28 protein-coding genes are annotated in these 22,056 nt (G+C 58.6%); 19 read left to right on the forward strand and 9 right to left on the reverse strand.

The window, feature by feature from the left end; translation table 11 throughout:
- Positions 1-107: 107 nt before the first annotated feature.
- The 4 genes from C8D77_RS30755 to C8D77_RS38505 form a co-directional block, all read right to left on the reverse strand.
- Positions 108-767: a TerC family protein gene (locus tag C8D77_RS30755; RefSeq protein WP_109671270.1), complete on the reverse strand. Its 660-nt coding sequence runs from the start codon at positions 765-767 to the stop codon at positions 108-110.
- Positions 768-953: 186 nt separating this feature from the next.
- Positions 954-1,361: a DUF930 domain-containing protein gene (locus C8D77_RS30760; RefSeq protein ID WP_164548695.1), complete on the reverse strand. Its 408-nt coding sequence runs from the start codon at positions 1,359-1,361 to the stop codon at positions 954-956.
- Positions 1,362-1,417: 56 nt separating this feature from the next.
- Positions 1,418-2,116, reverse strand: coding sequence for a DUF2161 domain-containing phosphodiesterase (locus C8D77_RS30765; RefSeq protein WP_109671271.1), 699 nt, complete (start codon positions 2,114-2,116; stop codon positions 1,418-1,420).
- Positions 2,117-2,236: 120 nt separating this feature from the next.
- A complete protein-coding gene (locus C8D77_RS38505; protein ID WP_245951921.1) occupies positions 2,237-2,404 on the reverse strand; it encodes a hypothetical protein in 168 nt (55 codons plus the stop codon).
- A 297-nt stretch (positions 2,405-2,701) separates the two neighbouring features.
- Between C8D77_RS38505 and C8D77_RS30775 the strand changes: the two genes are divergently transcribed.
- Complete coding sequence (locus C8D77_RS30775) at positions 2,702-3,178, forward strand: plastocyanin/azurin family copper-binding protein (RefSeq protein WP_109671272.1); 477 nt, start codon at positions 2,702-2,704, stop codon at positions 3,176-3,178.
- A 76-nt stretch (positions 3,179-3,254) separates the two neighbouring features.
- Here the strand turns inward: C8D77_RS30775 and C8D77_RS30780 are convergent, their stop codons facing one another.
- Both C8D77_RS30780 and C8D77_RS30785 read right to left on the reverse strand, forming a co-directional pair.
- Complete coding sequence (locus tag C8D77_RS30780) at positions 3,255-4,097, reverse strand: sterol desaturase family protein (RefSeq protein WP_245468636.1); 843 nt, start codon at positions 4,095-4,097, stop codon at positions 3,255-3,257.
- 278 nt (positions 4,098-4,375) lie between these two features.
- Positions 4,376-5,269 carry a LysR family transcriptional regulator gene (locus C8D77_RS30785; RefSeq protein ID WP_109671273.1) on the reverse strand — a complete coding sequence of 298 codons (894 nt, stop codon included), beginning with the start codon at positions 5,267-5,269 and terminating at the stop codon, positions 4,376-4,378.
- Between the two features lie 152 nt (positions 5,270-5,421).
- On the opposite strand from C8D77_RS30785, the gene C8D77_RS30790 reads away from it, so the two are divergent.
- From C8D77_RS30790 to C8D77_RS37360, 5 genes are all read left to right on the forward strand, one after another.
- A complete protein-coding gene (locus C8D77_RS30790) occupies positions 5,422-6,075 on the forward strand; it encodes a hydrolase (protein ID WP_109671339.1) in 654 nt (217 codons plus the stop codon).
- A gap of 306 nt (positions 6,076-6,381) precedes the next feature.
- Positions 6,382-7,575: a tyrosine-type recombinase/integrase gene (locus C8D77_RS30795; RefSeq protein ID WP_109671274.1), complete on the forward strand. Its 1,194-nt coding sequence runs from the start codon at positions 6,382-6,384 to the stop codon at positions 7,573-7,575.
- A gap of 251 nt (positions 7,576-7,826) precedes the next feature.
- Positions 7,827-7,997, forward strand: a complete 171-nt coding sequence (locus tag C8D77_RS30800) for a helix-turn-helix transcriptional regulator (RefSeq protein ID WP_281277061.1) — start codon at positions 7,827-7,829, stop codon at positions 7,995-7,997.
- A 396-nt stretch (positions 7,998-8,393) separates the two neighbouring features.
- The gene (locus C8D77_RS30805; protein ID WP_170136864.1) at positions 8,394-9,698 is read left to right on the forward strand and encodes an AAA family ATPase; all 1,305 of its coding nucleotides are present in this window, start codon (positions 8,394-8,396) and stop codon (positions 9,696-9,698) included.
- 253 nt (positions 9,699-9,951) lie between these two features.
- A complete protein-coding gene (locus C8D77_RS37360; protein ID WP_146211843.1) occupies positions 9,952-10,161 on the forward strand; it encodes a hypothetical protein in 210 nt (69 codons plus the stop codon).
- Between the two features lie 122 nt (positions 10,162-10,283).
- On the opposite strand, the gene C8D77_RS30810 is transcribed toward C8D77_RS37360, so the two are convergent.
- Positions 10,284-10,487 (reverse strand): hypothetical protein, encoded by a 204-nt coding sequence (locus C8D77_RS30810; protein WP_109671277.1) that lies wholly within the window; start codon positions 10,485-10,487, stop codon positions 10,284-10,286.
- A 118-nt stretch (positions 10,488-10,605) separates the two neighbouring features.
- Between C8D77_RS30810 and C8D77_RS30815 the strand changes: the two genes are divergently transcribed.
- From C8D77_RS30815 to C8D77_RS37805, 13 genes are all read left to right on the forward strand, one after another.
- Positions 10,606-11,718, forward strand: coding sequence for a hypothetical protein (locus C8D77_RS30815; protein ID WP_109671278.1), 1,113 nt, complete (start codon positions 10,606-10,608; stop codon positions 11,716-11,718).
- Positions 11,719-11,907: 189 nt separating this feature from the next.
- A complete protein-coding gene (locus tag C8D77_RS30820) occupies positions 11,908-12,516 on the forward strand; it encodes a hypothetical protein (protein ID WP_109671279.1) in 609 nt (202 codons plus the stop codon).
- On the forward strand, positions 12,506-13,588 hold the full coding sequence (locus tag C8D77_RS30825; RefSeq protein WP_109671280.1) for a phage major capsid protein: 1,083 nt from the start codon (positions 12,506-12,508) through the stop codon (positions 13,586-13,588). Before C8D77_RS30820 ends, C8D77_RS30825 begins: the two co-directional genes overlap by 11 nt.
- 4 nt (positions 13,589-13,592) lie before the next feature.
- The gene (locus C8D77_RS30830; RefSeq protein WP_109671281.1) at positions 13,593-14,222 is read left to right on the forward strand and encodes an HK97 family phage prohead protease; all 630 of its coding nucleotides are present in this window, start codon (positions 13,593-13,595) and stop codon (positions 14,220-14,222) included.
- The gene (locus tag C8D77_RS30835) at positions 14,222-14,644 is read left to right on the forward strand and encodes a hypothetical protein (RefSeq protein WP_109671282.1); all 423 of its coding nucleotides are present in this window, start codon (positions 14,222-14,224) and stop codon (positions 14,642-14,644) included. The genes C8D77_RS30830 and C8D77_RS30835 overlap by 1 nt, the downstream gene beginning before the upstream one ends.
- A 249-nt stretch (positions 14,645-14,893) precedes the next feature.
- On the forward strand, positions 14,894-15,244 hold the full coding sequence (locus C8D77_RS30840; protein ID WP_109671283.1) for a hypothetical protein: 351 nt from the start codon (positions 14,894-14,896) through the stop codon (positions 15,242-15,244).
- A 2-nt stretch (positions 15,245-15,246) separates the two neighbouring features.
- Entirely contained in the window at positions 15,247-17,034 is a 1,788-nt protein-coding gene (locus C8D77_RS30845; protein WP_109671284.1) for a hypothetical protein, read from the forward strand.
- Positions 16,955-18,175 carry a hypothetical protein gene (locus tag C8D77_RS38125; protein WP_215732093.1) on the forward strand — a complete coding sequence of 407 codons (1,221 nt, stop codon included), beginning with the start codon at positions 16,955-16,957 and terminating at the stop codon, positions 18,173-18,175. Before C8D77_RS30845 ends, C8D77_RS38125 begins: the two co-directional genes overlap by 80 nt.
- 354 nt (positions 18,176-18,529) lie before the next feature.
- Entirely contained in the window at positions 18,530-19,342 is an 813-nt protein-coding gene (locus C8D77_RS30855; RefSeq protein ID WP_109671285.1) for a TIGR04255 family protein, read from the forward strand.
- 294 nt (positions 19,343-19,636) lie between these two features.
- Positions 19,637-20,242 carry a hypothetical protein gene (locus C8D77_RS30865; protein WP_109671287.1) on the forward strand — a complete coding sequence of 202 codons (606 nt, stop codon included), beginning with the start codon at positions 19,637-19,639 and terminating at the stop codon, positions 20,240-20,242.
- Positions 20,243-20,318: 76 nt separating this feature from the next.
- Complete coding sequence (locus C8D77_RS30870) at positions 20,319-20,540, forward strand: DUF768 domain-containing protein (protein ID WP_109671288.1); 222 nt, start codon at positions 20,319-20,321, stop codon at positions 20,538-20,540.
- Positions 20,541-20,615: 75 nt separating this feature from the next.
- The gene (locus C8D77_RS38510) at positions 20,616-20,858 is read left to right on the forward strand and encodes a hypothetical protein (protein ID WP_109671289.1); all 243 of its coding nucleotides are present in this window, start codon (positions 20,616-20,618) and stop codon (positions 20,856-20,858) included.
- A gap of 134 nt (positions 20,859-20,992) precedes the next feature.
- On the forward strand, positions 20,993-21,166 hold the full coding sequence (locus C8D77_RS37805; RefSeq protein ID WP_170136865.1) for a hypothetical protein: 174 nt from the start codon (positions 20,993-20,995) through the stop codon (positions 21,164-21,166).
- 13 nt (positions 21,167-21,179) lie between these two features.
- Here the strand turns inward: C8D77_RS37805 and C8D77_RS30880 are convergent, their stop codons facing one another.
- Both C8D77_RS30880 and C8D77_RS37810 read right to left on the reverse strand, forming a co-directional pair.
- The gene (locus tag C8D77_RS30880; protein ID WP_146211844.1) at positions 21,180-21,470 is read right to left on the reverse strand and encodes a hypothetical protein; all 291 of its coding nucleotides are present in this window, start codon (positions 21,468-21,470) and stop codon (positions 21,180-21,182) included.
- 75 nt (positions 21,471-21,545) lie between these two features.
- Positions 21,546-21,710 (reverse strand): hypothetical protein, encoded by a 165-nt coding sequence (locus C8D77_RS37810; protein WP_170136866.1) that lies wholly within the window; start codon positions 21,708-21,710, stop codon positions 21,546-21,548.
- Between the last annotated feature and the right edge of the window lie 346 nt (positions 21,711-22,056).

The following is a 22,056-nucleotide window of genomic DNA, read 5'->3' on the forward strand; positions in this document are numbered from 1 at the left end:
ACACTTATTGCGGCATTGGTATGGGCACGGCTGCGATGCGGCAAAACGCATGGCGATTGCGCTGCGGACCTCGCTTTGCGGATCGAAGACGAGGCAGGCCGGCAGCCTCAGCTGACCGCGTTGTTTAGATGCGGCCAGACTTCCACCGCGCCACGATAGACCATGTCCAACGCGACATAGAAAATGATCAGCAGGCCGACATAGGCGATCCAGCGGTGGCGATGCAGCAGTTTTGCGATGAAAGTCGCGGCGAGCCCCATCAGCGCGATCGACAGCACGAGGCCGATGACCAGCACCGGGAAATGATCGCGCGCGGCACCCGCGACCGCCAGCACGTTGTCGAGCGACATCGACACGTCGGCGACGACAATCTGCAATGCGGCCTGGCCGAGCGTCTTGCGCTTCGTCTTGCCGGCCACCGCATTGTCGCTGTTGAGATCGGAGTTCGACAGCGCCTCGGTCGCCTCCAGCTCATCGGCATGGGACGTGCGCAGCTCGCGGTACATCTTCCAGCAGACCCACAGCAGCAAGATACCGCCAGCCAGCAGCAGGCCGACGATCGCCAGCAGCTTGACGGTAACCGCGGCAAAGCCGATGCGCAGCACCGTTGCCGCCAGCACACCGATGAGGATCGCCTTCTTGCGTTGTTCGGCCGGCAGGCCGGCAGCGGCAAGGCCGATGACGATCGCATTGTCGCCGGCAAGCACGAGGTCGATGGCGATGACCTGGAGCAGGGCGGTCAGGCTGGCAGCGCTGAAAATGTCCATCGACCGGAAGCCCTTGCTGGTTTGCCGAGTGTTCGTCGATTATCCAGACGGCCCTAACTTGGTGGTCCCTTGGCGTCAAGGGATCACTCGTGGTGACCTCACCGAAGCATCTTCAGGTCAAAACCGGATCAAAGACTCTGCAGCACTCGCCGGCAGCCGGGCAAAACCGCCGCGGCCGATCATAAATCAATCGTAGAGATTGTACTTTGCCCAATCTGCTTCCGGAATCTCGTCACCGATCCGGTAGCGGAGCTGCAGAACTTCCATATGGTCGGGCGCCGTCTGGCACTTGAATTTCAGCCGGTACCATTGCCCGTTGCTGCGAAACGCAGCGCCGGGGCTTTTGATTGCATCAGCACCCATCTCGGGCGTCGCGAAGGCGTAGGCGACGACGCGATCGGCTTTGAACTTGCGATCGTCGTGGGTGATCCGGTCGAGCACTTCGGCGTCACAACGCTGTTCAAGACGGGTTTGGGGATCGAGTTTCATCAAGCCGGCGCGCAATGCACTGTCCATTGCGTTGGCTGGAAAACTCAGTGTCACAGACGCCAAGGCGGTCATGCAGAGTTTCTTCATGGGCGGGACAAGCAACATATTTTGTCGGAGAAATCAACCAACGGGACCGGCTCGGACCCCGCAGGCATCATCAATCAAATGGCCGATGCGTTCAAAATTGCGTGTCGGGATTCATCATGCGATGCCTGCGGCCAACGGACCAACGAGGCGCGGCCGGCATCGGTGAGATCGTAGAGGCCGCGGTCGACGCGCGCGAACCAGCCATAGACATTGTGCTGCAGGATCTTCGGCGCGAGCGGCGTCAGCGCCTTCAGATCACGCGGGCGCCTGGGTCCGTCCACCATGGCGGCAGCGCAGGCGAGGGCGCTTTGGCGATAGGCCGTCATGATCGGATTGCGCGATCCTCCTCCAGCAACAGGATCGCCGCGACGGCGCTGGTGCTCGTCGACCAGGCGAGAGCGCCGGCGTGCATTGTTGCGCGGCGCCGGCGCGATCGGGCTGAGAAGCACCTCGACCCGGTCCGTCGCGGTGACGCCAAGCAGACCGAAGCCAAGGCGGCGGCAGAGATTGCGGAACCTGGCATCGCTCTCGCGTCCCTTGCCGCGGGCCGATAGGCGCGCGGCAAGCCACACCTCGTCACAGGCGGCCGCGCGATCGACGCCTTGCAGCACCAGTTCCAGATTGAACTGCAGCTTCAGTTCGCAGATGACAACGACAGGCGGCTCCCCCTCGCGCAATGCAACAATATCGCAGCCACCGATCTCGCCTTTCACGACGAAATCCAGGTTTTCGAGGAACCGCTTCACCGGCGCATAGAGTGAGGTCTCGTTCATGCCTCGAAGGTTTAGCCGATTCGAGGCGAAAAGCCTTCAGACCTCGTGGCTGCCCGAAGCCATCGAGCAACCCGCTCGATGCCGTCGAATCTGGCGGCCGCCGCAATCCGCTACGGATTCTCAGGCTATGTCCGCGGGCTCGGCTTTACGTTTTCGCCCGGTGATCATAGCTCGGACAAGGTTTTCGCGATGGCGAAAGCTTGCCAGCGCAACGCCGCTGCTGCCGGCAGCGAGCGCCGATCCTGCGACCATGCCGACGAGAGCGGCGAGAACGAGTGTGCGATACATGATGGCTCCATTCGGGAGGTTGGGCGCGAATGCCGCGCCTGCGGTTGGGATTTCGCGCCTGTGGGTGGGATTTCGATCAGGTCCGGTCAGACGGCCGTGACCGTCGTTGGTGCGACCTAGCCAATTCAACCTGACAACTGGCTGACAACTGCATCCGCGCCGCTGATGGGCCGCCCAACCAAATTTTCACTGTCAGCTTGTTGTCAGCGTGGCTGTTCTAGCCGAGTGCCGCGACCACGAAGCATTCCCCAATCAGTCCTTGCGGGGTCGCCGCAAGCGATCAGGAGCCTTTCGAACATGCAGCCCTTCAAGACCGGACTGGTCCTCGTCCTACTAGCCGTGTCGGCACCCGCCTTCGCCAACACGATCGTAAACGTCAAGCTGTGGGACAAGGATGGCGTAGCGAACCCCGATGCAAAGATGGGAATGGGCATGCCGGCAAACATGAGCATGGCAACCATGAGGATCAAGCTGGACCAGACCGTCGTATTAGCAGGCAAGGTGACCTTCGAGGTTCAGAACAGCTCCAAGGACACGGTCCATGAGATGATCGTGGTGCCGGTGAGCGACGCCAAAAGGACAACGCTGCCCTATGTGCCAAATGAAAACCGCGTCAACGAGGATGCGGCAGGCCATCTCGGCGAAGTCTCCGAGCTTGATCCGGGCAAGACCGGATCACTGACGCTAGACCTCAAGCCTGGCAACTATGCCGTCTTTTGCAACATTCCCGGCCACTTCATGAATGGAATGTGGGCGACCATCCTGGTCAAGTAGGCCGTGATTTGATGAGGCACCCGCCGCGCCAAAGGAGCGGCGGGTTTTTGGTTTCATGTCCGTCGATGCCAACCCGTCAGGCTTCAGTGCTCTGCGCTGCTCGCTTCACAAGCTTCCTGCGGGGCAGGAGCGGATAGCCGATCTGGCCGAAATAGGTGGAGGGGATCGGATCATCGACGCCGTACTTCTCCGGCACCTTGTCACCGGTGACATTGTAAGTTCCGAACAGCATGTCGAGGACAGGCAACTGCCCGGCGAAGTTCTTGTCATAGGCTTCGCGCTGGTTGGCATGGTGCCAGCGATGGAACTGCGGGCTGGCGATCAGCCACTTCAAGGGGCCGAACGGAATCCGCACGTTGGAATGAACAAGCATCGTGTGGCCAAAGTAGATCATCGAAAAGAGGGCGATTGAGGCGTCGGAGAAGCCGAGGAAATAGACCGGCGTCAGCGATACTGCCTTCGTGACGATGATGTCGACCGGATGATTATGGAAAGCACCGAGCCAATCCAGTTCCTCGATGCCATGGTGAACTGCATGGAACTTCCAAAGTGCAGGGATTTTGTGGAAGGCTCGATGTGCCCAATAGACGCCGATATCGGTGATGAGGATGATCTCCGCAACCTGCAGCCAGACGGGCTGACCGCTGACGGCTTGCGTTATCGATTGCGGGACGAGCATTTCAGCGGCGCCGAGGGCACCGGCCGCTATCATGACGATGGCAACTTTTACGATGAAGCCGTTGAACAGCAGATAGATCAGGTCGACAGCCAGACCCTTGCGGAAAATCTTCTGCGGCCGCTCGGCAAACAGATGTTCGAACGGAATGAAGATCAGCGCGCAGATCAACAGTGCCTTGATACCAAAGATATCCATCCATTCGCCCCGGCGCGCCGTCTGCGCCTCTGAGAAGAACCACATCTCCCTTTCCAAAGGGCTAAAGGCTCTGCCGCTTTTGGGTGGCGGACCGCACCTGACGATGACGAGCCCTACGCTGTCGCGCTGCGATAAACAGGATCCCGCGACCGATATCGGCTGTCAAAGTCCAACAAGGTCGGCCTGAAACCTGCTATTCCCGGTGCATCCCGACGCTGTGTCGTAGTAAGCGGAACGTGCGAGCAATGTCGCCGAACGCGACGGCTCGGAGTAATGGGACCGTCGAACACGGTTCCTTGACAAGGCTTCGAACTGTTCGTGTCCTAGCCGTCAAGACCCCAAAGATCCGGGTTGCGTTTGAAATATTCAATCAGCATCTCGGTGAGCACCCGCACTTTCCGCGTAGGATGCTGACCCGGCGGGCGGACGACATACGCGGCTCCCGGAGGCACCGGATAGCGTGTCATGATCGGGACCAGCGCACCGGAGGCCACATATTCATGTGTGATGCAATCGGGGAGCCAGGCGATGCCGAGACCTGCCGCCGCCGCAGCGGCAAGCGCCGTGGCGCTGTCGGCCTTGAACCTGCCCTGCGGCTGGACCGTAACAATCTTGTCGCCATCTATGAACTGCCAGGCTTCCGTTCCCTGCATGAGGGCCTGATGGGTGACGAGTTCGTCCGGAGTCTCGGGTGGTACGTGCGCTTTGATGTAATCCGGGCTCGCGACAAGCTTTCCATGGATCGGCCCGACGCGCTTCGCGATTAGGTTGGAGTCCTGAAGGTAGGCGCCCCGGATCGCGCAATCGAAACCCTCTGCGATGAGATCGACGAAGCGATCGCTGTAAGAAGTATGGATGTGAAGCTTCGGGTGCAGACGCGCCATTTCCGCTAGCACGGGGGCGAAATGGGTCGCGCCGAAAGTAAGCGGCATGGCAACCCTCAGGCGGCCGCGCAGCTCACCTGTGGGGAGGATCGTTTCCCTGGCCGTATCAATCTCGGCGCTGGCTCGGGCCGCATGGTCTCTGAACGTGATGCCCGCTTCTGTGAGCGAGGCGCCGCGGGTCGTTCGTGCAAGCAGCTGGACGCCAAGTTCCGCTTCAACCCGAAAGAGCCGCCGACTGACGATTGACTTGGAGACGCCGAGCCGGCGCGCGGCGGCCGATACGCCCCCGGCGTCGGCCACTGCGACGAATGTCTGTAGATCTTCGATGTCCATTGGCGTTCCTCGTTTAGCGACACAGCTTGCCTGAACATGGCACTACCGCATCACCAAAAGGAACAGCAAATTGCGTCCAGGCAACGTCGCCCGCCGGCGCATGTCTCCCATGAACCCATTGCCGTCCATCGCGACGGAGAAAGGACGTCTTTATGACACCTCGTAACGGCCTTGATTCACTTCTTCGCCCCGAGGATTCGGTCCTCGTTCTGATCGATCACCAACCTTATCAGCTCGCAAACCTGAACAGCCACGATCCGCACATGGTGGTCAACAACACGACCGCGCTGGCGAAGCTGGCAAAAGCCTTCAATGTCCCGACCATTCTCACCAGCGTGATCGCGGCGCGCGGTGGACTTCTCTTTAAGCAGATCACCGAGGTATTTCCGGACCAGGAAGTTATCGATCGCACCTGGGTGAACACCTGGCAGGACGAGAATGTGGTGAGCGTCGTCAAGGCGACTGGCCGCAAGCAGCTGATCATCGCCGGTCTGTGGACCGAGGTCTGCGTCGCAATGCCTGTCATCCAGGCCGCCGGCGAAGGCTGGGACGTGACCGTGATCACCGACGCGTCGGGCGGGATTTCGAAGGAGTCTCACGAAGTTGCCATCCAGCGAATGATCGCGGCCGGCGCGAACGTGATGACCGTGATGGCGCTCGCTGGCGAATGGCAACGCGATTGGGCGCGCACCGAGCATGTCGAGGAGCTGACCGAGATTCTCATCCAGCACTTCGGCGGCAGCGGCATCGCGTACCTCTGGGAGCAGCAGCTGCTCAACACGCCGGTGCCGAGCACCGCGGGCTGAGCTGGGCGGAGGTGACGAAAGCTTGAGCGATTCAGCGCCAACACGCTGACTGCTTATCGAGCCACATTATCCCCGCCCCCAAAAGACGGCCGCCCATGTGCCTGAGTGCTGGGCGGCCGGCATGTGGTTAGTTGGTCACTAACCGAAAATCGCCAAACCCCATGTTTCCCGGGCTTTCCAAGGGTTGACTTGGCGGAGGAAGTGCCCGCCACTCCGCCGTTTTTGGGGTTTTTGTTGCGCACAACCCCTTGTAAAAGCTCCTAAAAGCCAGATATTCATTATCTTGGTTATGATAACGGGCAACGAATGGCAAAGAACAAACTCTCTGAAACTCGAATTAGGGGCCTCGAAAAACCGGGGGTGTACGGCGATGGCGACGGCCTGTGGCTGCGCGTACAGAAGGCAGGGAGCAAGAACTGGATATTCATCTATCGCCGCGGTGCGGACCGATCCGAGATCGGCCTTGGAGGCTACGGGCAGGGGACGGCGCCTGTCTCTCTCACATTGGCTCGAGAGAAGGCCGAAATTGTCCGTGGCCAATTGGCGCGCGGCATAGATCCACGCGGAGATCGGAATGTAGTGAAGCCGAAGACTTTCGCCGACTGCATGGACGCGCTGCTTACCGCCAAGGAACCGGAATGGACCAATGCTAAGCACAAGGCGCAGTGGGAGATGACACTTCGCGAATACGGCAAGCCGCTGCATGATCTGCCGATCGCCGATATCGTTATGGGTGACGTCAAGGATTGCCTGTTGCCGCATTGGCAGGAGCGCCCAGAGACGGCTGACAGGCTGCGCAGTCGCATACAGGCAGTTATCGACTACGGCATTGCACACGAATGGCGCACAGCTGGCAACCCAGCGCGATGGAGAGGCTTGCTGGACAAGGTGATGCCGAGGCGCCAGAAATTGACGCGAGGTCATCACGCCGCCCTGGCATATTCCGACGCACCCAAAATGATGGCAAAGCTTCGCCAATCTTCAGGCACCGCGGCCAGAGCTGTTGAGTTCATCGCACTAACTGCAGCCCGCACGGGGGAGGCCAGGGGTGCCGTCTGGTCAGAGATAGATTGGAAGGCCAATGTTTGGACCTGTCCGCCAGACCGCATGAAGGCTGGCAAGGAACACCGCGTCCCTTTGTCAGATCGCGCCATCGACATTCTCAAAGCGATGCAGCAGCGATCCACAGGCGACTATGTTTTCGGCGGCGGTGTCGACGGAAAGCCGGTGTCAGACACCGCCATGACGAAGGCTTTGCGACTTGCGTCGCCAGATAAGTCAGCAACCCTGCACGGTTTGCGATCGATGTTTCGCGATTGGGCTGGAAACGAAACGACCCACGAGCGAGAGGTTGCAGAGGCGGCCTTGGCCCATTCAATAGGGAATTCCGTAGAGCAGGCCTATCGTCGTTCTGACGCATTAGACAAGCGTCGTCGGCTTATGGACGAGTGGTCCGTGTATTGCGCACAACCAACTCCCAAAAAAGTTCTTGACAACTGAAAAATTCGAGAGATCGATTTTGCTTGACTTTTTAGGTTAAAACGCCTATAAGCAATTTACAGTCTTTGAGCGAGTCGAAAACTTGCCTGACTTCGGCCAACCGCTCTAAGCGGAGCCATATTGATTCCGCCCCTCCAGCCGTCACATCGTGACGTGATCTTCATAAATCGCTTCTGGTTTTTGAACCGCCATCAATATGGCGTGGGGAGATTCGCATGCCCGCAAATGATAATGAACCGCTCTTCATTTCCATGAAGGACGCAGCCCGCTTGACTTCAATGTCTAGAACACTGGTGCTCGTCCTTCACAATGAAGGCTTGTTCCCGAAGATGGTAAAGCTTGGTGAGCGACGCATAGCGTTCGTTCGAACGGAGGTGCTCAAATGGGCCGCCGATAAAATGGCGGCTCGAGCCACAGCATGAAGCCGTCAAGAGAACTCGAGGCCGAGCTGCAAGTGCCCGCAGGCGCGATTCTCTTACTGCAACAGGCCTGCGAGCAAATATGCCGCCAGAGCCACGGTCGTCCCGACTAAAAACCCACCGCGGAACCAACCGCGGCCGCTCCATTAGGGAACCACCAATTGCAAATCCTCAGTATCAGACCGGAGCCACCAGGCGCCGGTAGCACAGTCGCGCGCTTCGATCTGGAGCTATCCGACCAGCTCCGTATGTTTGGGCTGCGGCTTGTCAGAAAGCCGGATGGCCTTCGAGCCATTTACGCACCGAACTCTGGTGGCGCGCGCGTCGTGACTTTTGGCGCGACTCTTGTTCAGGAAATTGCCAATGCCGCGGAAGCGGCCATCAAGGGGCTTTCGCCGCATGACCACAACCCAGCCTAATGCCATCGAGGAAGCATCATCGGATTTCCAAGACGCCATAATCGATTTTCAGGCTGGAACTGGCACCGAGGCCGAAAGGATAAAGCGGCTCACATCGGCTGCCACTGCCCTTAACTCGGCTATTGCCACCCGTGCCGGTTCGGATCGCCAACCAGCGAACGATAATCGCGAGCAAAAGTGGCCAGGCATCGTCTCGAGCGGCGATCTTGTGCGTGGCTTCGTGCCGCCGGACTACCATGTGGAAGGCATAGCCCAGGCCGGGTTTCTCTATTCCACTACGGCAATGACCGGTACGGGCAAGACGGCTGTCTTGCTGCTGCTCGCAGCCCATACGGCTCTAGGAGCGCCAATCAACGATCGGGAGGTGCGCAAGGGGCGCGTGGTCTACTTCGCGGGCGAAAACCCCGACGACGTGACTATGCGATGGATCGCCATGGCGCATCACATGGGATTCGACGCCGACGCCATGGACGTCCACTTCATTAAAGGCACGTTCAGCATCCCGAAGATGTTCACTCGCATCACAGCGGAGGTCACAAAGCTCGGCGGCGCCGAACTGGTCGTGGTCGACACGTCTGCTGCTTATTTCCAAGGCCAGGAAGAAAACAGCAACACAGAGCTTGGGCGGCATGCGCGTGACCTGCGCACCTTGACGACGTTGCCGGGCAGTCCGTGCGTCCTTGTGGCCTGCCATCCCGTGAAAGCCGCTGACGCGACAAATCTGCTGCCCCGCGGAGGTGGCGCTTTCATTGCCGAAATTGATGGCAACCTCGTCCTGACAAAGGGTGACTCCGGCACCATTCGGCTCCATTGGCACGGGAAGCACAGAGGGCCGGACTTTGATCCTGTGCACTTCGAACTGCAGACGGTAACAGCTCCTGCGCTCATCGATAGCAAGGGCCGCGACGTTCCTACGGTGATGGCCTCCGCTCTCACAACCGGTGAGACAAAGAAGCGCCGCGTTGAGGCCCGCAGGGACGAGGACGAGGTGCTTCTGTTGATAGACAAAGACGGAGGCAAATCTCTCCTAGAGATGGCCGAAATACTCGGTTGGCAGAAAGACGGCGAGCCGCACAGGCGGCGCGTTTCGATGGCGACTGAAAAGCTCACAAGGGCGAAACTGGCAAACTACACCGGCCGCAAATGGAAGCTTACCGCCGCCGGGCAGGACGCGGCATCCGACGCGAAAGCAGAGCGGTTCAAGGCCGAACAGGCAGCAGCCTCTGTGTCACGTTTCGTTGAAAGAAATCGCCGTCCGGACCCGCCCGACGACGCGGACGACTGAAGGCGAAAACTAATCGAATTTCGGCAAATCGTCCGTGCGGACGAAAACACGGACAATGGACCAGAAAAGAGGCGAAAAACGTAATGGTTTCAAACTGTACGCGACGGACGACAATTCTTTAAAAACAGCTTGTGGTGGGGGTGGATTTATCCACCCACCCACTGTCGTCCGTCCGTCCAGATTCCCTAGGGGACGGACGACGGACGACTTCTAAGAAAACCTGATGAGGAGAACATCATGAAAGCATTCGACAATGAGCAGCAACGTAATTTCAATAGAACCATTCGAAGCCGAGTACGCTGTGCGCCAGATGGGCGGCGGTGAGAAATGGTACTCATGCCGAGTGGTCGGCATCGCTGACGACAGCCCGCACGATTCTGGCCGGTTTCTGATCATCACCGACGACGAAGATGGCAACCTCTACACCGGAAGCGCCAATAAGGTGCGGCGGGTAGACGAATGATGGGAGGCGCCAGTGGCTGCAGCGAGAACCGTCGAGACCAATGTCGAAACGGTGCAAGTTCGCCGCATTTCGTGGGAGGCACTTTGGAAGATCCGGCCAGACTTAGCGCCGGCAAGTGCGTTTCACCAAATGCCCAAGCTAGCGCCGAAGGGGTGGATACCGGCAAGCAGCGCGCCAATTGCGCCGAGCGTCGCCAGCACTAGTTCATAACGCCGAAGTGAAACCCGCTGCTCGAATTGTACCGGTTTGCCCTTCCAAAACAGTTGACCGCTCTCATCGACTTCGAACGCGTCATATTCGTCCAACCCCATTACCCGGCGCGCCATCTGTGTTTCTCCAACTTGCTTAGGTGCTGACGAAATTATCAGAATTACCCGTCCCGCGCATTGCGGAAACGGACTGCCCGGGCCTTGGCCGGTTTCTCTGATGGGATGACCACCCAACATGAATGACGATAATCCAAAAAGAGCAGAAGACTTTACGAGCCTGGGCGCACGCCGAACTTGGCTGGATAGCCTTCCGGACGAGCGTGTTCGCATTACCACCACGCCGACGCAGAAACGTCTCAAAGCCGCCAACGACAACAGGCGGCAAGCCGCCCTTGATGCCGTCGACGCGCTTCTGGCTCCGCATGTACCGAACTGCCTGCCTGACCCCCTTGAGACGCTAGACAAGGTGGCTGTCGGCGCCGGCTGGCGCATGCGGCCTGATATCCAAGAGATACAGCGCGCCATGCTCGGCCCCGTGTTTGTGCGGCCAGGCAATGGCAAAACGGACGCCGAACGATGGCAGTACCGGACTTTGCACATTGGCGCGCTTACATTCACGATGTGTCGCCGCACGGAGCGCGGCCCCGTCTTGGCATTTGGCAAGGTTGTGACTGGCGACATCATTATCCCGGCCGGCGCAATGATAGGGCGCGGTCTCAGTAAAAAAGGCACAACATTAAAGCCTTCGGAATATCGGACGTACGAAAAGCCGGTCATCAAAGCGACGCGAAGCGCGACACGCGTAAGGGATTACATCAATCTTGCCGGGGCTTGGGAGCCAGAGCCTTATCGAAGGGTGGCAATACAACCGCTGTCGGCTGGCCGAACGCCCTTCTTTTCGGGTGCGAACGAGCGCGCCATTGCAGCATCTGCAGTGCTTGCGGCGGCACGCGCAAATACTCCTGTGCTACCACCTGTCACCTACCTCCCCACTGCCTACGGCGCTGCGGACGGCTCTACGGGCGGTGTGTCGCGCGTCCACGGCAGTGGATCCAGTCATGATGGACACGCGAAGCGAGCATCCGACGAAGCCACCCGCGCGGTCGTGAAGAGGTGGCTCTCTGAAAAACTCGATGGCTTTGACATGCGAATCCTATCGCTTGCCACCAGCAGCGCAACGTCGAGCGAATCTGGGGCAGACCTTGGCATGACACGGCACAGATTCGTGCGCGCGGCGAACGACGCGCTGGAGAAAGTGGCGATGTTATTGGTTGCCTCAACAGAACTTGCCACAAATCCGGCTTTAGCTTTGAGGGTAGAGACATCACCACACAAGCTTTGCGCCTGACGCCTCGTCACCGTCATGCGTTAACGCGCTCATTGGTCCAGTAGGCCAGGGCGCGGTCAATTCGCACCTTTCGGGTGCGCCTCCACTTCCCAATCCGACTGCCTGCAACGGCGGTCGTTGATCGAGCCAGCGCGTTCTCGTCGGAGATTTGCGCTGGCTACCGTTTCTCGAGCTAATGAAGGATCAAAGATGGCCACCGCGAGAGCAGAGGCAAAGCACCCTCCTGCGCAGGATTTAGAAGCGATTTCGCGCAAGCGGGTCGCGTTTACAGACCGCGGCAAGGATATTCTCGCCGCCCGGCTCGAACTTGAGCACCAGGGTATTCGGCCCGAGGAAAGATCGAATTCGGGACCAGATCCCCGCGATCTAGCGGCCTCGATGTTGGACGGCTCCGCGTTGCCAGCCGCTCGACCTCCCACGCCCGGCGAAGAACTTTTTTCACTATTGGTTGAACAGCAGGCCATCACCATCGCACTCGATGAGCTGGCCGAACGCGAAAATCAGGCACGGCGCATCGCCGCCGCTGAAGCTCTGCAGGAAACCGCAGCCGATTGGCTGGAGATCGTCCGCCAACGCGCACTCGCTGTTTTGGCCCTAAGGCGCCTCAACCAAGAGGCCGCGGCCTTCAGAGACAGAATCCGACGCATCGCAGGAGGGAACCCAACCAACCTAATCTGCGATTTCAACTCAGGGCCGTTCGCCCCAGCGATAGTCGGCGACCACGTCTACAGCTACCTCGAGGCCTGTGTGAAGGCTGGGGTCATTTCTCGATCGGAGATCAACAACAATGCGGCATGAAGTATTTAACGGCGGCGCACGCCGCGCTTTCGACGGCAAGTCGCCGCAATTAGCAGAGCGTGCTGGCCAGTGGGTTGCGGCGGCGTTGCTCCAGAACGAAAAGGCAGCTGCCTGGTGCGGTGATCGCGGCATCGCCATCGAAAAGGCGGCGCAGGGCGAACTGGTCGGTGGAGCCGGTGGCTTCACTGTGCCGGAAGAGATCGAATCCGAGATCATCGAATACCGAAATAGCCTTGCGGTTTTCAGGCAGGAAGCGCGCATCCGTCTGATGGGCTCAAGCTCACTGTCAGTGCCGAAGCGCACGGGTGCGCTAGGCGGGTACTACATCGGCGAAAATGTCGCCCTCACGGAGTCTGATAACGCTTGGGGCAACATCGAGCACGTGGCGAAGAAGCCCGCGGCGCTGACCCGCCTCTCAAGCGAAATGTGGGAGGATTCCGCCGCGGATCTCGGCGCGTTCTTTGTGGAGGAACTCAGCGCTATCTTCGCGGATATGGAGGATGACGCTGGATTCAACGGCGACGGGACGTCGACCTACGCGGGCATTTCCGGCATCTGCCCCAAGTTCGTTGCTGGTCTTGGTGGCGCAAGTCAGCTTGCCGGTGCGGTCGTTGCGACCTCCGCCCATGACACTTTCGAGGAAATTGATGCAACCGACATTGCCGCTCTGATGGCGGCGCTGCCCGAACGGTACTGGACCAGTGCGAAGTTCTACGTTTCTGGGTATGGCGCCGCAAAGTGCTTTGCCAGGATCGGTGCCACGGTCGGCGGCTGGATCATGACCGCAAATGGATTGCGGCCGATGCTTTCGTTCATGGGCTTCCCGATCGTCCTGAGCCCGAAGATGCCCGGCTCTGGTGACCTTAGCAATCGCGTCATGATCGTTTTTGGCGACATGCGTGCCGCTGTTTCCTTCGGCTCGCGCAAGGGCGTCTCTGTGGCGGTGAGCCAAAATCGCTATTTCGACCTAGATCAAATCGGTGTCCGAGGAATCGAGCGCTACGACATCAATTGCCATGGTGTTGGCGATGCCACAACGGCGGGGCCTCTCGTTGCTCTGATCGGAAACTGACGCCATGACGATGTTCGTTCCATCAGCCAAATTTGCAGAGTTGGCTACGGCCGGCTCGACGGCAGGACAAGGCGTGCGGGTAACTGCACGCGCTATGCCAGACGCCTCTGCAGGGAGCCGGAAGGTTCGCTACGTCCTGTCAGACGGGAGCGTCGACCGCATGTCGGACACGATCAATCCCAACGGCTGGCAGCTTGATGAAATCCGGCGCAATCCGGTCGTGTTGTTCGGGCATAAATCCGACGAGCCGCCCATCGGCAAACTATCGGGCTTGCAGGTGGTGAACGGCAAACTCATCGGCGACGTTGAGTTCGCTGATGCGGAGACCTACGCATTCGCCGACACGATCTTTCGCCTCGTAAAGGGCGGCTACCTCCGCGCTGGATCTGTGGGCTTCGTCCCGCTCGAGTGGAAGTTCTCGACCGACCAGAGTCGAAAAGGTGGTGTCGATTTCCTGAAGCAGCAGCTCTTGGAATTCTCGGTGACTCCAGTTCCAGCAAATCCGAATGCACTTTCAGATGCGCGCTCGAAGGGCTTGATCCCGACGTCTCACATGCGCGCCCTCGAGACAGCTACGGCGACGCCGAGATTAGATGCGGCCCGGCGCAAGCTCGCAGCAATGAGCAGATCGTAATGAGCGACAAGGTCCACCATGATGGCGATAGACTAATAGTCGAAGCGGCCGGCGCCATCATCGTTCGCAATGGTGGCATCATCCGAGCAGAAGCAGGCGCCGTCATCGACATGCCTGAGCAGGTTGAGTTCTTCGCCGGCACGACGTTCACCCTGTCGCCGCGCGAGCGCTGGGTGCGAACCACGAGCAGCAGCCCTGTGTCGATCGTTGTGCCGCCTTACTCGGCAGTGCCGTTCCCGCCTGGCACAGTACGCACCGTGCTGCAGGGCGGCACCGGCCAAGTGACGTTCGTTGGCGGTGATGGCGTGACCGTAAACTCTCCGGAGACGCTGTCGATCGCCAAGCGGTATGCCACCGCGATGGTAGTGGCGACCGAGACGCGGGACGTCTGGGATCTGATCGGCTACCTCGAGGCAGCGTGATTGCAACCTGGGGTAGCCGGTCATCGACGCAAAACAAGGCGGACGCTTGCAACCGCTTCGGATCTCAGCGTTAGTGCTAATACAGGTTTTCCTCACGCGTGCGCGCAAGCACGCGCGAAGGCTACCCCTAGCCGGTCATCGACCTAAAACCAGGTTTACCCCTTAGACCGATGGGTCCCTTAGTCTTGCTAAAGCGGTAGAAAAAAAGTTTTTGTGGGATTTTTGCCCGTAACAATTTCGGAGAATTCAATGAACACCGCACGCGAAATGCTCGCTACGGCGCATAAATCCATGACCAAAACTGTGATTGCTGCCCACGCACTCGACATGGCTGACGAACTCCAGCGCATGCGCTCCGCCTTCGGCAACGCGCTCGAAGGCTTGAATGCCGCCGCTGCCGCGGTCGGTTCGTTTGAAGAGCTTGTTCGCATTTTGAAGGCTGACATCCGAACCGCCAGCAATCTCTTCCAGAGCGGCAGGAAACGCGCAGCGCGAGAACTGTTGTTGAGGATGGCGGCCACCCCTGACTTGGACCAGATCAACTTGCCGATGCACCATGTGGAATGGTCCACGGACATTTTCGAACCGCAGGCTCACTAACCATGGCCGACGAAGTCATAGTTACAGAATTGACCATCGATTCGCGCGGTGCCGAAGCCGGCTCTGCCGCCTATGTCAAAGCGATGAAGACGGCGCAGGCCGCCTATGACAAGGCGATGGATAGCGCCAACGCCGCAACCGAGGCTGTCGCAAAGCAGACCACGGTCATGACTGGCGCCGCGGGCTCGATCTCGTCCACAGCCAAGGCTTGGGACCGCTTCAAGGCCAGCGTAGATCCAGTCTTTGCAGCGACCCAGCGCATGGAACGCGCTCTGATCACCGCTGATGCCGCAGCCAAGAAACTCGGCGTCGACCAGGTTGAAATCAACCGGGTTATGGATCTCGCCCGCACTAAGCACCTCGGTACCGCTGTCGCCGTCGAGGAAGGCGCGCGAGCGGCGACTATGGGCGCCACTCAATGGGCATCGCTAGGCCACGCTGCGCGCTCTGCAGCCGAAAGCATAGCCATGGGTCAGTCGCCCATGATGGTGATGACCCAGCAGGCCAACCATCTATCCTACGCCATGAGCGGGCCGCAGGGCCTCATTGCCGCATCGGCAGGTGTGCGCGCTGCGTTCGGAACCTGGCTGACCACGTTGCCTGGCATGCTCTCCACGGCAGGCGTAGCTGCTGTAGCAGCAGTTGCCGTCTACATGGCTGCTACCCGCGAGAAGATTCTGTCAGTTGATGAGATTCTTGAGGGCCATAAGAAACTGCTCGATGAGGTGGCAAACACCTACCCGCATCTTACCGAGGCCCTGAAGAAATACGCGGACGAGGCCGCAAAGCTTCCCGGCTCCGTCATTGCCGCCGACGCAAAGACCCAAATCGAAAACGATCAACGGTCTTTGGCAGCATCCTTGGACCATCTTAAGGTGGATCTGCGCGACTTGGCCAGGGCGTCTGATGTGGTCGGCAGCTCTGGTGCAGAGGCATTTGGCAAGATCGCAGATGAGATCGATGCCGGAAACGTCAATGTCGACAAGCTGGTGGCATCTGTCGGCGACCTGCGCCTCAACCCTGATTTGACGCCAGATGCGCACCATTTTGCCGACGGACTTCAGGCCGCGGTCAACGAGGTGAAAAAGCTCCAGGACATTCTCGACAAAGACCAAGGCATCAAGAGAATTGGTCCCGACGGCCAGAAGGCTACACAAACGCTTGCCGAGGTTTCTGCCGGCTTCAAGGACGTCTCCGCCAAGGCCGGCAATGCAGACGCGACTATCGCCAAGCTGTTCGGAGATGCCAGCGCTGGCGCCTCCAGCGGATTCGGCGTGAGCAAGTCCCTGCAGTCAACCCTGGGTCAATTCGAACAGATCGACCAGGCCGTCCAACACGCCAGGCAGGACCAGTTGCAGGGCATGCTTAGCCTCGAGCAGCAGTATCGGAACACCACCACGCAGGTCGACCTTTTGAAGCAGGCCATCGCCACGGCAGGCAGCAAGGCGAATATGGCTGCTTTCTTCGATGACACCTCCAAAATCAAGGACGCCAGCGCCGAGATCGACCGCGCCACGTCAACCGTGACCAAGCTGTTCGATGCGCTCAATACCGGCGGGACGAGCGTTCAGAACGTCTATGCCGGCCTCGACATGGTGCGGCAAGACGCTCATTCAGGACGGCTTCGGTGTCGACGCCGTCAACAAGTTCATCGACTCTCTCGTCCGTACGCGGATGCAGTTGGACGCGGACGTTACCGGCGCCAAGCAGTTGAACGCCACGATTCAGGCAATCAAGAATCGTACTGTTACCATCACGGTTGTCACGCAACAGGTGGGGTCTGGAACTAAGTCGACCTATGATGTCGGCACCACTGGCGGCATCGGCGTTACGCGTTATGGCGGCGGTACAGGCCCATCGATGTCTGCCTATTCAGTGCCCAGCACGGGCTATGGCAGCATGGGCGGCAGTGGCGATGCAGGCTCGAGCACGGTAGGAGTTACGCGGTTTTCCAGTGAAGGCCCTTGGGAGAACCCCTACGGCGCCACGGCCAACGAATGGTCAAAGCTCTCCGCCCAGAACAAGCAGGACATCTACAACGGGACGACCGACTACGCACATATCCTATACCCGGATTATTATCGCGCATCAGGCGGCCCGATCTCTCCCGGATCTCCGTATTGGGTCGGCGAAAAAGGCCCAGAACTCGTCGTGCCATCTGGTTCCGCTACCGTAATACCTCACAGCCAATCGATGGCGCTGGCCACGTCATCGCAAAACCCGGCCGATCAGGACAAGCTCGTCGCCGCCATTACCGACACATCTACCAACACCAAGAAAACTGCGCAGATCCTCGACGACATCAAGACGACAGGATCGGCTAGCGGTTCCGGGCTATCATCTGGCGGTGGTTCATCTGGCGGTGGCCTATCGACTGGTGGTGCTGGAGGCAACGAACAGTTCCTGCAATATATGGCAGCGCTGAGGACCGCAGCAGCTAATTTCGCGGCTGCCGGCATCGTTGGCGGTGGCAACATCGGCTATGGCTCGCAAGGGCTTGGGGCAACCCCGGAACAGATCGCGTTTAACGCTGTCTATGGCGGCGTGTCGGCAGTCGGTAGCCCCGGCGCCAATCAATATGAAAATACGCTGGCGCAGACTGCAGCAGACCGCGTTGCTACTGAAGCCAGGAGGCACAAGGCCGTCTACGGCTTTGCGCCAGGCGGCATGATCGGTGGCGATTCCCGCGATACCCAGAAGGTCGAGTTCTTCAAGCGACCCTCTGAAAAGGTGATCATCGCCGATAACGATCAGATCAGCGATCAGCGCAGCGGGTCGTCTGGCGGTGGTGGCGGCCAGCGGCCGATCGTCATCAACCAGACACACAACTGGAATGGCAACGCACCGCCTTCGAAGGAAAGCCAAGCCGCTATCCGCGCGAACACCGCTGCCGGCATCCGTGACGCTTTGAGGTCCGTCAATGGTCGATAAAATGGCCGCCAGGCTCGCCTTCATGCTCTCCGCTGGCGTCGTGTTGGCGCTGGCGTGGCATTTCTAGGGATCGTCGGGGCTTGCCCTGGCGCCGCCGCTGACCACGGATGTACTGGCAGCGGCGGGTCGGCCGGTGATGGCAAGATTCGGAAGGCCAGGATCAGCGAAGGCGAAAAGCGGGCGGCTTGATAAGTTGCGAACAGCCCCGGCCGACCCTCACCGTTTGCGATATAATCCGAGAAAATTCAGCAGGGGTGAATTTTTTGGCCAAATTTCCAAGCTGCGGTATTGCATTTTAAAGGATCTCACGGCGTATGCTGCCACAACGAAAAATGATGGGGGACTCGGGCTGCAATGGTTGAACGCGACGAATTCTTTCCGAATTCCGAGCGCGTAATTTACGCAAGGTCGCCATTGGTCCAGGTAATCTGCCAGATTCGTTTTCCGAAAATACTCCGCATCGAGGCCAGCCCGCCTGCCGATTTTCAGGACGAGGTTCGGAATCTTTATCCGATAGTCGAGCAGCAGCTGCCGCCGGGGATGCAAGATCTGCCGCCCGAGGTGGCAAAAATGCTCGGTGCCGCCGGCCCGCAAAAATCGCAATACCAGTTTTTGTCACAGGACAGGGCAACAACGATTGCTTTGGCACCAGACGCCCTGTCTGTTACCTCGTCTAACTACAGCAGATGGGAAGATTTTGAAGCCCCTGTCAAACTGGCGATTGATGCGCTGAGCAACATATATAAGCCAAGTTTTCTCACGAGAATCGGCCTTCGATACCAAAATGCAGTGGTGCCCGCCGATTTTGGCATCGAAGGATCGCCTTGGGCGGCGCTGTTGAGCAAGAACATTCTCGGCGGGTTGGCCCACCCTGGTTTCTCGAATGACCGAATTACTGAAGCTTTCAGCGTCGTTAGAGCGATGCTCCCTGGCCAGCAAGAAGGCATTCTTTTACAGCACGGCCTCGGACAACGTGAAAACGGACCCGACAAAGCCTACGTATTTGATATAGACTGCTACACGGAGAAGCAGAATGACGTCGCTAGTACGCATTCCCATCTGCGAAGATTCAACGCTCGGGCGAGATACGCCTTCCGGTGGTGCATTTCCGACTTTCTTCATGACACACTTGGACCACAGCCCGTCGCTGAAATGGTCCGTCACTGATCACGGGATTGGATCTCAGGCAAACTTCGTGACGAACATTGAGGTCACTGGACGCGCAAGCAATTTGCCTATCTCCGCAGCTTACAGAGCGGTCTGCCTTTATGTCTTGGGGCAGTTGCGCGGGACCGCCCTTCGCGAGGCATGCGAGGCACTCAGTGGCATCTACGAGTTCGAGCAAGCTAGGCTCGCGGTAGATCGGAGGCCCGTTATCGATCAGCCGCAGAAACGCGTGATGGCAAAGAATGTTCGGCGGGTCGAACGTCAACCGCTTACCTTCACAGACTGATTGGGCTGATGACCGGGGGGGAGGTCGCTGTCCAGCTAACGTCGGGACCGTCGATATACGCGACGGTCGATCCAGAATTGGAGTTTCGCCAAGGCGAAATTATCTCTGGCATCGTTCAGTATCGCTACTATCCCGAGGACGGCAGCGTCGAAGAAATTCCCCACGCGTATGCCCTGATAGCGTCGCAAGATTGTGACCTTCTGCAGGATCATAATAGCAAAGCAGCAACTGGCGCGAGTCAGTTGAACAGCGTCTTGCTCTATGAAGCGCACGAAACCCCCATACTCCGTAGCCAAGTGGCCGGCAGCGATATCTGGAAGCGGATTGTTCAAAACAATGACGAGCGCTACCACGCCTTGGAGGCTGCCCACGCGCGATTTGATCTCTCTAACGTTGGCCTGCCTGATCTGGTCGTCGATTTTCGACGGTTCTTTAGTATTTCAACGGCTGACTTGGCAAAACAAATTCAGGCTGGCACGGCGGCGCGAAGGTGCCGCCTAGAGATGCCTTACCGCGAGCAGTTTCAGACACGGGCGGCATTTTATCTTCAACGGGTCGGCGTCCCGGAGCCGCATAAGATTGCCAAAGTAGCGAGCCCTAATCAAACAGCGTGAAGGTTTCCGGCGAAGAGGCGTCCAGCAGGGGCCTTACTCAAACGGAACCTAATATCTATGCGCAGATTATCGCGGCATGAGCGCACGTGGAATCAACTTCCTGCACCGATGGCTGGCAAATAACGTCCCTGAGACGACGAGGGCGGACGTCATCTCCGTTGACGAACTCACACACAAACTGATCGCGGACGCCAAAGCGCTTGGCATCAAGCGGGGCGAGATCGACGAGGAAGTGGACAGCCTCTACCGGACCATCCTCGACGCGATTGTGCATTACGACCCTGGCTTGCCCGAATAGCTCTTGCCATCGAGATCGAGGCGAGGAATATAATCCTCCCGTTGCGGCGATCCCCCTCAAACGGAGTTCGCTACCATGGCCAGATCAAAACCTTCCCAGCAGTTATCGCAAACCGAGATCGAGCGCTTCCTGGTGGCAGCGGAAGCGCTGCACCTAAGCATCATTAAGCCATTCATATCGCCCACATGCGATCACTACCGGGCTACGCGCGTCTTGCATGAGGTGCTGTTGAAAGCCGTGCGGGAAGTGACCGGGCAGGAAGTCGCGTTCATCCGGTGGAACACCACAGGACCGGTTAGACCGCCTACGGCACCTTGACGGAACATTAGCCATCTCTAAAGGTTGATGCGTGCGGTAGAGTGGTGCCCTCCATCGCTCTGCCGAAGATCGGGCCTCCGATCGGCCCGCGCTCTCTCAGAGGGGCGCGGGCTTTTGCCCTACAGGGACGTGGGATGGTAGATAGACCGGTCACAACTTACATCCTCAGCGTGTTCGACAAACCGCATTGGCGCACGATCCTGACCACCAAGGACAAGGCCGAAGCCGAGGCGCTTGAACAGGCCATGATTCAGGACGGAGTTAAGGTGCAGATTGAGGAGATCACGCCGAAGGTGAAGAAGCGGTAGAGGGATACCTTCTCTACCATCCCTCATTCGTCTTCTTTGCCTGCTCGGCAAGCGGCGCCGCGATATGCTCATACTTGCGTCCGACCAGCATCATAGGAAAGCCAAGCAGGTTGGCGATGCCGCCGAGAAAAATCATCGCCCACGGCAAGCCTACGTGTTGATCGTAGGAAGAATTCGACATCTCGCTCAGGAGCCAAACATAGCAGAGCCCACTGAAGATCGGGCCGCAAATGAACAGCCCCACTCCGACGTTCCCAACATCGGTAAAATCTTGGGTAGTCAGTATTTGGAACTTCGTCGTCATTTTTTCCCTCACAAAGAGGAGAGCATCGCGCTGGCCTAGGGTAAACGCAAGCCGGCTCCACGAAGGGAGTTAGCCTCACCCCGCCAGCGCGCGTCCGACGGCAATCCCAATTCCAATCGCCAAGCCTGTTGCGAGCTTGCCGCCAAGGTCGATAGCAATTGCGCCCACTGTGTCGCGCCAATCGGTGCTGCGGGGCGCCAGTGCCTTGGTGAGTTCATCGAAAGTACGATCGTGCTTCATAGACGCACCCCTTATCGCTCAGATACGTATGGATTCCACAAAATAACGGTGGAGTCCATATGGATTCTTGCAAGTAACAAATAGGCGTTTTCGCATAAGTGAACTTGACTTGATAGGCGAAAACGCCTTGCGGTATTAGGCGAAAACGCCTTAACACACGAAATGTAAGAATAAAATTTCCTTATCCCCCTTGCGTTACTCCCGATTCTCGACCATGATTCAATGCAAGGGTAAGGGGTTACCTGCAAAACGGTCGAAGCAGCAGCGGACCAAGATTCCTCTTGGCCGGGGTGGCAAGCCATGTCCAAGGCGAAGCGCCTAAAAGCTTGCCAGCGATCTCCAGTCG

It is taken from the genome of Mesorhizobium loti, from assembly GCF_003148495.1.
In the GTDB taxonomy this organism is placed as follows: Bacteria; Pseudomonadota; Alphaproteobacteria; order Rhizobiales; family Rhizobiaceae; genus Mesorhizobium; species Mesorhizobium loti.

Excerpts from the sequence above, each read along its gene's own strand:
- C8D77_RS30755 (WP_109671270.1), bottom strand. The coding sequence starts at position 767 with ATGGACATTTTCAGCGCTGCCAGCCTGACCGCCCTGCTCCAGGTCATC.
- C8D77_RS30780 (WP_245468636.1), bottom strand. The coding sequence starts at position 4,097 with ATGTGGTTCTTCTCAGAGGCGCAGACGGCGCGCCGGGGCGAATGGATG.
- C8D77_RS30835 (WP_109671282.1), top strand. The coding sequence starts at position 14,222 with ATGAGCGACAAGGTCCACCATGATGGCGATAGACTAATAGTCGAAGCG.
- C8D77_RS30865 (WP_109671287.1), top strand. The coding sequence starts at position 19,637 with ATGACCGGGGGGGAGGTCGCTGTCCAGCTAACGTCGGGACCGTCGATA.
- C8D77_RS30830 (WP_109671281.1), top strand. The coding sequence starts at position 13,593 with ATGACGATGTTCGTTCCATCAGCCAAATTTGCAGAGTTGGCTACGGCC.
- C8D77_RS30810 (WP_109671277.1), bottom strand. The coding sequence starts at position 10,487 with ATGGCGCGCCGGGTAATGGGGTTGGACGAATATGACGCGTTCGAAGTC.
- C8D77_RS30825 (WP_109671280.1), top strand. The coding sequence starts at position 12,506 with ATGCGGCATGAAGTATTTAACGGCGGCGCACGCCGCGCTTTCGACGGC.
- C8D77_RS30845 (WP_109671284.1), top strand. The coding sequence starts at position 15,247 with ATGGCCGACGAAGTCATAGTTACAGAATTGACCATCGATTCGCGCGGT.
- C8D77_RS37360 (WP_146211843.1), top strand. The coding sequence starts at position 9,952 with ATGAGCAGCAACGTAATTTCAATAGAACCATTCGAAGCCGAGTACGCT.
- C8D77_RS37810 (WP_170136866.1), bottom strand. The coding sequence starts at position 21,710 with ATGAAGCACGATCGTACTTTCGATGAACTCACCAAGGCACTGGCGCCC.
- C8D77_RS30805 (WP_170136864.1), top strand. The coding sequence starts at position 8,394 with ATGACCACAACCCAGCCTAATGCCATCGAGGAAGCATCATCGGATTTC.
- C8D77_RS30820 (WP_109671279.1), top strand. The coding sequence starts at position 11,908 with ATGGCCACCGCGAGAGCAGAGGCAAAGCACCCTCCTGCGCAGGATTTA.
- C8D77_RS37805 (WP_170136865.1), top strand. The coding sequence starts at position 20,993 with ATGGTAGATAGACCGGTCACAACTTACATCCTCAGCGTGTTCGACAAA.
- C8D77_RS30800 (WP_281277061.1), top strand. The coding sequence starts at position 7,827 with ATGAAGGACGCAGCCCGCTTGACTTCAATGTCTAGAACACTGGTGCTC.
- C8D77_RS30840 (WP_109671283.1), top strand. The coding sequence starts at position 14,894 with ATGAACACCGCACGCGAAATGCTCGCTACGGCGCATAAATCCATGACC.
- C8D77_RS30815 (WP_109671278.1), top strand. The coding sequence starts at position 10,606 with ATGAATGACGATAATCCAAAAAGAGCAGAAGACTTTACGAGCCTGGGC.
- C8D77_RS38510 (WP_109671289.1), top strand. The coding sequence starts at position 20,616 with ATGGCCAGATCAAAACCTTCCCAGCAGTTATCGCAAACCGAGATCGAG.
- C8D77_RS30760 (WP_164548695.1), bottom strand. The coding sequence starts at position 1,361 with ATGTTGCTTGTCCCGCCCATGAAGAAACTCTGCATGACCGCCTTGGCG.
- C8D77_RS30785 (WP_109671273.1), bottom strand. The coding sequence starts at position 5,269 with ATGGACATCGAAGATCTACAGACATTCGTCGCAGTGGCCGACGCCGGG.
- C8D77_RS30870 (WP_109671288.1), top strand. The coding sequence starts at position 20,319 with ATGAGCGCACGTGGAATCAACTTCCTGCACCGATGGCTGGCAAATAAC.
- C8D77_RS30880 (WP_146211844.1), bottom strand. The coding sequence starts at position 21,470 with ATGACGACGAAGTTCCAAATACTGACTACCCAAGATTTTACCGATGTT.
- C8D77_RS30765 (WP_109671271.1), bottom strand. The coding sequence starts at position 2,116 with ATGAACGAGACCTCACTCTATGCGCCGGTGAAGCGGTTCCTCGAAAAC.
- C8D77_RS30855 (WP_109671285.1), top strand. The coding sequence starts at position 18,530 with ATGGTTGAACGCGACGAATTCTTTCCGAATTCCGAGCGCGTAATTTAC.
- C8D77_RS30795 (WP_109671274.1), top strand. The coding sequence starts at position 6,382 with ATGGCAAAGAACAAACTCTCTGAAACTCGAATTAGGGGCCTCGAAAAA.
- C8D77_RS30790 (WP_109671339.1), top strand. The coding sequence starts at position 5,422 with ATGACACCTCGTAACGGCCTTGATTCACTTCTTCGCCCCGAGGATTCG.
- C8D77_RS30775 (WP_109671272.1), top strand. The coding sequence starts at position 2,702 with ATGCAGCCCTTCAAGACCGGACTGGTCCTCGTCCTACTAGCCGTGTCG.
- C8D77_RS38505 (WP_245951921.1), bottom strand. The coding sequence starts at position 2,404 with ATGTATCGCACACTCGTTCTCGCCGCTCTCGTCGGCATGGTCGCAGGA.